Here is an 8,545-nt window from a genome sequence, read left to right on the forward strand (position 1 = left end):
TATGCGCGTTCTGCACTTTTATAAAACCTACTTGCCCGACTCCATAGGTGGCATCGAACAAGTCATTTTCCAGATGAGCGAAAGCGGTGCCCGCCATGGTGTCGTCAGCAGCGTGCTGACCCTGAGCAATAACCCGGCACCGGGCGTGTTGCAAATCCGCGAGCACCAGGTGCATCAGGCCAGGCTGGATTTTCAACTCGCCTCCACCGGTTTTTCCTACAGCGTGTTCAAGCAGTTTCGTGAGCTCGCGGCTGAAGCCGACGTGGTCAACTATCACTTTCCCTGGCCCTTCATGGACCTGGTGCATTTTGCCAGCGCCACCAAAAAACCCAGCGTGGTGAGTTACCACTCCGACATCATCCGCCAACGTCATCTGCTCAAACTGTACCGGCCGTTGATGCGTCGGTTCCTGGACAGCGCGGATCGAATCGCCGTGGCGTCCCCCAACTACTTTCACACCAGCGACGTGCTCAAGGACTACCAGGACAAGACCCGAGTCATCACTTATGGCCTGGACAAGTCGGGTTATCCGAAGCACGACGCAGCACGGACCGAGCGCTGGCGCCAGAAGCTGGGGGACAAGTTCTTCCTGTTCGTCGGTGTCATGCGCTACTACAAAGGGCTGCACATCCTGCTCGACGCGATGCAGGGGCTGAACTATCCCGTGGTAATCGTCGGCGCCGGCCCGCTGGAAGCGGAGCTGCATGCCCAGGCCAGAGCGCTGGGCCTGCAGAACCTGCACTTCCTCGGCTTCCTGGGCGACGAAGACAAGGTCGCCTTGCTCGAGTTGAGTTATGCGGTGGTGTTCCCGTCGCACCTGCGCTCCGAGGCCTTTGGCATTTCGCTGCTGGAAGGCGCGATGTATGGCAAGCCGATGATCTCCAGTGAGATTGGCACTGGCACCAGTTACATCAACATCCATAACGAGACCGGGCTCGTGGTGCCGCCGAGCAATCCATCGGCATTTCGCGAGGCGATGCGTACGCTTTGGGAAAACCCGGTGCTGGCGGCGCAAATGGGCGAAAAAGCGCAGGCCCGTTATCAAAATCTGTTTACAGCGGACGAAATGGGTCGTAAATGGGCTGCGCTGTATGAGGAACTGCTGGACGAAAAAGCCCTCGCCTACGCATGAGGCTTTTTGGCTGGAACCGACTTGTCTCTGCTGCGGCTTTCCAACAGTGATACGATCCCTCGACTGTAGATTTTCCACGGCTTGCGCACGATGTGTGCAAGCCGTGGACATTCCCTATTGACCCCTGACTTTCTGCTGACCGCCTATGCAACGTCTGCTCAATGACCGCCTGGACTGGAACCTGCTGCGCACCTTTCGGGTGATTGGCCAGGAGCAGAGCATCAGCCGCGCCGCCGCCCGCCTGCACCTGACGCAACCGGCAGTGAGCCAGGCACTCAAGCGCCTGGAAGAACAGCTGGGCCGCCAACTGATTGCCCGTCGCGGGCCACGTTTTGCCCTGACCGAAGTCGGCGAGCAGATCTTCGCCCTGGCCGGGGAAATCTACGGGCAAATGTCCCAGGTCAGCAGCGTACTGGAACAACCGGCCGACGAAGTGATTGGCAAAGTGCGGTTGCTGATCATCAGCCGGATCTTCTCCGAGCGCTTTGATGACTTCCTCGCCGACTTCCACCGCCAGTACCCGCGAGTGGATCTGGAAGTCGACGTGATGCGCAGTTCCGACATCGTCAGCGCACTCCAGGAAAAAACCGCGACCCTTGGCCTGAGCCTCAATCGACGCCCACAGCCACGCCTGGAGCAGCGTTTGTTCCTGCGTCAGCGCTATGCGTTTTTCTGCGGCAAGCACCATGGAATGTTCGGCCAACAGGATGTCGCCGAAGGGGATTTGCAACGGGAGAACTTCGTCAGCTTCACCAGTGACCAGATCGGCGGCATGCTCTCGCCGCTGACGATTTTTCGCGATCAGCAGGGTTTCAGTGGCCGCATCGTCGCGTCGTCACCGAGCCTGGAGGAAGTCCGGCGACTGGTGATCGCCGGCTTCGGTATCGGCTGTCTGCCCGAGCACGTGGTGGCGGCCGACGTTGACGCCGGATTGCTATGGCGCCTGCCGCCCCACGAGGGGATTGCCGATGTGGACATTCATTTGCTGTGGAACCGCGAACAACGCATGAGCCGGGCCGAGACGATCTTTCTCGAAAGCCTGCAACAACGGCTCACGGACTAAACGCGCAAGACCCGCGCCACCGGCCCGCAAGCGTTCAAGCAGGCGCAGTGTATGGGCTGATTGATGACGCTGTCGCCGCGACCGTGCAGCTTGGTGGTCAACATTATGGCTCGCCCAATTGAGCGGGCGAGTTCGCAGGGCATTTTTTATTGGTTGGATAGCGGTGGGTTCAATAACCCAGTAGACGGTCCGCACAGTTCAATAACGGTTCGCCGCTATTCAATCGACGGAAGTTCTCCGCCACTTGCTCGGCAATGCAGTCATGGGAAGCCGCCGAAGCCATGTGCGGGGTGATGGTTACACCGGGCATATTCCATAGCCGATGTTCGAGCGGCAGAGGTTCCTGTTCGAAGACATCCAGCAAGGCGCCGCGCAAGTGCCCGCTCGCCAAGGCCTGTTCGAGGTCATCGATGTTCAAATGACCGCCCCGGCCACAGTTGACCAGTGCCGCGCCGTTGGCGAGCTGCTCGAAAGTGGCTCGTCCGAGAATCCCGCGGGTTTCGCTGGTCAGCGGGAGCAGGTTGATCAGCAACTCGACGCCGTCGAGAAACGGATGCAACGCATCAGCCCCGGCGAACGTGCACACACCCGGCAAGTCCTTGCTGCGCCGTGCCCAGCCGCGCACGTCGTAACCGGCTGCGACCAGGTCCAGAGCAATCGCGCTGCCCAGCGATCCGAGCCCCATTACTCCGACCTTGAACTGCCCCGCCGCCCGTTGCAGCGGCCGCTCCCAGCGCTGCTCCCGCTGTTGCGACAACACCTGATCAAAACCGCGGTGATAGTGAATCACCGCCCAGCGCACGTACTCAGTCATGCCCTGGCGATGGCCCGGGTCGACCACACGGCAAACCGGCAGGTCCGGGCATGACGGATCGTGATCGAGGTGATCGATACCGGCAGCCACCGAGTGAATCACCTGCAGGTTCGGCAATGCGCCGAGACTGCCCGGCAAGGGAAACCAGCACGCCGCCACCTGCGCATTGGCGGCCCGGGGATCATCGGCTAGCACGGCGGTGAGTTGCGGCGCACTGCGGGCAAACGCCGCCTGCAATTGCTTGAGCAGCAAAGTGTCGCGGGACAGCAGAACCACGGTATTGATGACGGCGTTCATGACAAATAAGACTCGCGCTGGGATTCGATCAACGTCAGTGCGGCCTCCCAGGCCAGGTCGATGATGTTGTCCTGCTCATCACGGTCAAACTGTTCGGCGGTGTGCGCGCACACTTCCGGTGACGGGTAATGCAGGGCTGAACCACCGGCCAGCGCCTGCACCTGGGCCTGACAGGCGCGCTCCAGGAAGTGGATTTCCTGGAATGCCTGGGCCACGCCCGAGCCCCCCACCAGCAACCCGTGGTTGCGCAGGATCATCGCCCGGTGCGGACCGAGGTCGGCGATCAAGCGCTCGCGCTCATCCAGCGACAGCGCGATGCCCTCGTAGGTGTGATAGGCCAGCTTGCCGTAGAACTTCAGCGCATGCTGACTGATCGGCAGCAAGCCCTGCTTCTGCGCCGCGACCGCCATGCCGGCCGCCGTGTGAGTGTGGATCACACAGTTCAAGTCCGGACGCGCCATGTGGATCGCCGAGTGAATCACGAAGCCGGCGGCGTTGACCCGATGGCCTGCGTACTCCGGGTCGACCACCCGCCCATCCTGATCGATGCGCACCAGGTCCGAGGCGCGCATGCGGTCGAAGATCACCCCGTAGCAGTTGATCAGGAAGTGGTGTTCAGGCCCCGGTATCCGCAGGGTGATGTGGGTGTCGATCAGGTCGGTCATGCGAAAGTGCGCGACCAGTCGATACAGCGCAGCCAGTTCGCAACGGGCTTGCCATTCAACCGGGTCGATGTGTGCAGGTTTACTCACGAATACACCTCTTTGGCAGCGTGGGTGACGACCGGGTTGGCGCGCAGGCGGGCCAGGCCGCAAACACCGATCAGGGACAGGGCCGAGAGCAAGGTGAAGAACACCGCCAGCGGCAACCATTGTCCGGAAAACTTGCTGGCCAGCAGGGTGCCGATCAGCGGTGTGGTGCCCCCGGCCACGGCGCAAGCCAATTGGTAGGCGATGGAAATGCCCGAGTAGCGCAGGTGCACCGGGAAGGCCTGGGTCATGTAGCCGGCGATCACCGCGTACAGCGCCGAGAGAATCACCACCGCCAGGGCAATGCCGGCAGTCATGAACACAATGTTCTGCGTGCCCACCAGCAGGAACATCGGGTAAGGCGTGACCATGCACAGCAACGCGACCCACTTGAGAAAACGACCTTCACCGATACGTTCGGCCATCAGCGCCGAGAGCGGTTGCGAGAGCAACTGGATGACGGTCACCAGAAACAGGCAATCGAGAATCGTCGAACGGGCAATGCCCTGGTATTGGGTGACGTAGGTGATCATGAAGGTGTTGGTGAAGAAGAACCCCGCCGAGCCGATGGTCACGGCCGCGGCGGCGAACAGGATCTGCCGCCAGCAGGTGCGGATCACGTCCATCACCGGGTACTTGGCGGTCTCGTTGTTGTCCCTGGCCTTGGCGAATTCCGGCGACTCGTGAACCCCGGAGCGGATCAACAGGCCGACCATCATCAACACGCCGCTGGCGAGGAACGGCAAGCGCCAACCCCAGGCTAGGAACTCGTCCGGCTCAAGGGACGTCACCAGTCGGAAAGCGATCAGTGCCAGCAACAAACCGGCCGGGCTGCCGAGCTGGGCGAACGACGCATAGAACGTCTTGCGCTTGGCCGGCGCATGCTCGCTGGCCATCAACACCGCCCCACCCCACTCGCCACCGACCGATATGCCCTGGATCAAACGCAGCGCGATCAGGCCAATGGGCGCCCAGATGCCGGCGCTGGCGTAGCTCGGCAACAGGCCAATACCCGCGGTGGCGATTCCCATCAAGGCCATGGTCGCCAGCAGCATTTTCTTGCGCCCGAGACGATCCCCCAGATGCCCGAACACCATCCCGGCCATGGGGCGGGCAATGAAGCCGACGGCGAAACTACCGAATGCAGCGAGAGTACTCATTACCGGGTCGCTACTGGGGAAGAACACTTGCCCGAGGACCAACGCCGCCGCGGTGGCGTAGATGTAGAAGTCGTAGAACTCGATAGTCGTGCCAATGAAGGCAGCGGCCGCGGCTCGGCGCGGTTGGGGAGTAGTGTGCATGCAAGGACCCTGTGTACTTATAGTTTTGGGCAGGTGTTGAGGCTGGCGACGATTGCGCTCTGTGGCGCTTGTGGGCTTTATCGCTTCCATGCCAGGATTAGTCAATTTTCAAATTCTTATCTTTACTATTAGCACTGCTACTGCATGAGGTTTTATGCCTTCCACTTCCAACCCTTGGGTCGGCCGGCGCTTTCTCAATGACCGCCTCGACTGGAACCTGCTGCGCACCTACCTGGTCATCGGCCAGGAAGGCAGCATGAGCCGCGCCGCCGCGCGACTGCACATCACCCAGTCGGCGGTCAGCCAGGCGTTGAAACGACTGGAAGAACAATTGGAATGCGTGTTGATTGCCCGCAGCGGACGACGCTTTGACCTGACGGAAACCGGGGAAGAAGTCCTGCGCATAGCGGCAGATATCTACGGGGATATTTCACGCCTGGGGACGGTAGTTGAGAGTCGTCACGACGACGTGGTGGGCAAGATCCGCATCCTCACCGTCAGCGGAGTTCAGGCGCGGCATTACGATGATTTCCTCGCGGACTTCCATGAAACCCACCCGAAAATCGAGCTGGAAGTCGAGGTGATGGGCAGTTCGAACATCATCAGTTCGCTGCTGCAAAAGACCGCAACCATCGGCGTCGGCCTGTGCCGCCTGCCGCAGCCGCGGCTGGAGCAACGGGTACTGTTTCGAGAGACCTATGCTTACTTTTGTGGCCAGCGTCACCGGCTGTTCGGACAAGAGAACCTGACCCTGGAACAACTGGCGGCGGAAAACTTCGTCAGCTTCACCAGCGATCAACTCGGCGGCAATCTTTCCCCCCTGACGCTGTTCCGCGACCAACAAGGCTTCACTGGCAAGATCGTCGCCTCTTCCACCAGTTTCGAAGAAATTTATCGCTTGATCTGCGCAGGTTACGGCATCGGTGCCTTGCCCACCCATCTGGTGCGCCGGGATGTCGAGCAAGGTCTGCTCTGGCGCTTGCCGCCGGAAGACGGGGTGGTGGATTTCGATATACAGCTGTTGTGGAATCGCGAACAGAAGATGAGCCAGGCCGAAACCGTGTTCCTCGAGAGCTTCCAGCACATGCTCAGCATCCGTGAGCCTGTGCTGTGAAGCCATGGGAGTTCAGACGTGAGGATCGCCTGGTGCCTTGCTCGGCGCTGCGTATTGCGGCTTGAGGTGTCCGTCCTGATCCAGTAGCCAGGCATCCATGATCTCCCGCACGACCGGTCCGGCGACGCGACCACCGGCCTCGCCGTTTTCGATCATCACCGAAATCACGATTTTCGGGTGCTCGGCCGGGGCGAAACCGACGAACAAGGCATTGTCGCGGTTACGCTCGCGGGTTTTCTCCCGGTTGTAACGCTCGCCCTGCTTGATCGCCACCACTTGTGCGGTACCGCTCTTGCCAGCAATACGGTACTGCGCCCCCGCCGCTGCGGCCCGGGCAATCCCGCGGGCATCGTGCATCACCATCTGCATGCCGTGGTTGACCTGCTCCCAGTCGCGAGGATCCTTGAGCAGGATGTTCGGCATCGGATGCTCATCCACCGGCGCGACACCGTCCACGGTTTTGGCCAGGTGCGGGCGATTCCACACGCCTTTGTTGGCAATCAGCGCCGTGGCCTGGGCCAGCTGCAGCGGCGTGACCTGCATGTAGCCCTGACCTATGCCGAGAATCACCGTCTCGCCCGGGAACCAGGCCTGACGACGGGTGGCACGCTTCCAGGCCTGGGATGGCATCAGGCCGGGGGATTCTTCATTCATGTCCAGGGAGACTTTCTCACCGAGTCCGAACATGGCCATGTAGTCGTGCAGGCGATCGATACCGAGCTTGTGTGCCAGGTCATAGAAGTAGGTGTCATTGGAACGCATGATCGCCGCATCCATATCCACCCAGCCGTCGCCGCTGTGGTTCCAGTTGCGGTACTTGTGATCGAAATCCGGCAGTTGGTAATAACCGGGGTCGAACACACGGGTCTGTGGCGTAACGACACCGGCATCGAGGCCGGCGATTGCCACTTCCGGCTTGATGGTCGAACCCGGCGCATAGAGACCACGCAGCACACGGTTGAACAGCGGCCGATCAATGGAGTCCCGTAGCGTGGAGTACTCCTTGGAACTGATACCGGTGACGAACAGGTTTGGATCGAAACTCGGGTTGCTGACCATGGCCAACACCTCACCGGTCGACGGATCCAGCGCGACCACCGAGCCACGACGATCCCCCAGGGCTTGCTCGGCGGCTTCCTGAAGCTTGACGTCGAGGCTCAGGACAATGTTTTCGCCTGGCACCGGGTCAGTGTGCTTGAGCACCCGCAGCACGCGGCCCTGAGCATTGGTTTCGACCTCCTCATACCCGACATGGCCGTGCAGTTGCGCCTCGTAGAATTTTTCGATCCCGGTCTTGCCGATGGATTGGGTACCCCGGTACTCGACGTTATCCAGAGCCTTTGACTCTTTTTCGTTGATACGTCCGACGTAGCCGACCGAATGAGCGAAGTGCTCGCCCAATGGATAGTGCCGAACGAACTGCGGCTCGACATCGAGGCCCGGCAAGCGGAACTCGTTGACGGCGAGTACGGCAATCTGTTCTTCGCTCAACTCATAGAACAATGTCACGGGTACGAAGGGGTGACGTGCCTGCTTCATCGCCTTGTCGAACTGCGAGCGGTCTTCGGCGGGCAAGTGCAGGAGATTGACCACCTCGTCCAGCTCACTTTTAACATCGGTGGCGAGTTCGCGGGTGATGGTCAGATTGAAGCTGGGACGGTTGTCCGCAAGGAGTACGCCGTTGCGGTCATAGATCAATCCGCGGGTAGGCGTAATCGGCAGGACGTGGACGCGGTTGTTTTCGGAAATGGTCGAGTGATAGTCGAACTCGACCACTTGCAGGACGTACAGGCGTACCACCAGCGCACAGGTAATGGCGGCAACGAACAAGGCGCAGGCCAGGAGTCTCTTGTTGACCAGGCGTGTTTCTTTTTCGTGGTCCTTGATCGGTATCGGTTCAGGCACTTGTACAGCAACTCTTTGAAAAGAACGCCGATCCGTGGGCGCAAACTCAGTCCATTAAAAATGGACTGCACCATACCAAAAGCGTGGTGCCTGGTTTGTGTGATTTTTTTCACAATTGACCTTGGCTGGCTCGGCCCTTTTTTCGAGCGCAAAAACAAAACCCCAACTGC

The 8,545-nt window shown here is 60.3% G+C and carries 7 protein-coding genes; 3 read left to right on the top strand and 4 right to left on the bottom strand.

Annotated features, from left to right (window positions below; genetic code table 11):
* The first annotated feature begins 1 nt into the window (after position 1).
* Positions 2–1,132 (top strand): glycosyltransferase family 4 protein, encoded by a 1,131-nt coding sequence (locus VC35_RS24930; protein ID WP_046043223.1) that lies wholly within the window; start codon positions 2–4, stop codon positions 1,130–1,132.
* Between the two features lie 145 nt (positions 1,133–1,277).
* Positions 1,278–2,195, top strand: coding sequence for a LysR family transcriptional regulator (locus VC35_RS24935; protein ID WP_046043224.1), 918 nt, complete (start codon positions 1,278–1,280; stop codon positions 2,193–2,195).
* A gap of 169 nt (positions 2,196–2,364) precedes the next feature.
* Here VC35_RS24935 and VC35_RS24940 read toward each other — a convergent pair whose 3' ends face one another.
* Genes VC35_RS24940 through VC35_RS24950 form a run of 3 tightly spaced genes read right to left on the bottom strand, consistent with a single transcriptional unit; the run spans position 2,365 to position 5,356 of the window.
* Positions 2,365–3,306, bottom strand: coding sequence for a 2-hydroxyacid dehydrogenase (locus VC35_RS24940; protein WP_046043225.1), 942 nt, complete (start codon positions 3,304–3,306; stop codon positions 2,365–2,367).
* The gene (locus tag VC35_RS24945; RefSeq protein ID WP_046043226.1) at positions 3,303–4,058 is read right to left on the bottom strand and encodes a class II aldolase/adducin family protein; all 756 of its coding nucleotides are present in this window, start codon (positions 4,056–4,058) and stop codon (positions 3,303–3,305) included. The genes VC35_RS24940 and VC35_RS24945 overlap by 4 nt, the downstream gene beginning before the upstream one ends.
* On the bottom strand, positions 4,055–5,356 hold the full coding sequence (locus tag VC35_RS24950; RefSeq protein WP_046043227.1) for an MFS transporter: 1,302 nt from the start codon (positions 5,354–5,356) through the stop codon (positions 4,055–4,057). Before VC35_RS24950 ends, VC35_RS24945 begins: the two co-directional genes overlap by 4 nt.
* 154 nt (positions 5,357–5,510) lie before the next feature.
* Between VC35_RS24950 and VC35_RS24955 the strand changes: the two genes are divergently transcribed.
* Positions 5,511–6,470: a LysR family transcriptional regulator gene (locus VC35_RS24955; protein ID WP_008051112.1), complete on the top strand. Its 960-nt coding sequence runs from the start codon at positions 5,511–5,513 to the stop codon at positions 6,468–6,470.
* A gap of 12 nt (positions 6,471–6,482) precedes the next feature.
* Here VC35_RS24955 and mrdA read toward each other — a convergent pair whose 3' ends face one another.
* A complete protein-coding gene (gene mrdA / locus VC35_RS24960) occupies positions 6,483–8,375 on the bottom strand; it encodes a penicillin-binding protein 2 (protein WP_046043229.1) in 1,893 nt (630 codons plus the stop codon).
* Between the last annotated feature and the right edge of the window lie 170 nt (positions 8,376–8,545).

Origin of the sequence: Pseudomonas fluorescens, from assembly GCF_000967965.1 — a bacterium.
Lineage (GTDB): Bacteria > Pseudomonadota > Gammaproteobacteria > Pseudomonadales > Pseudomonadaceae > Aquipseudomonas > Aquipseudomonas grandcourensis.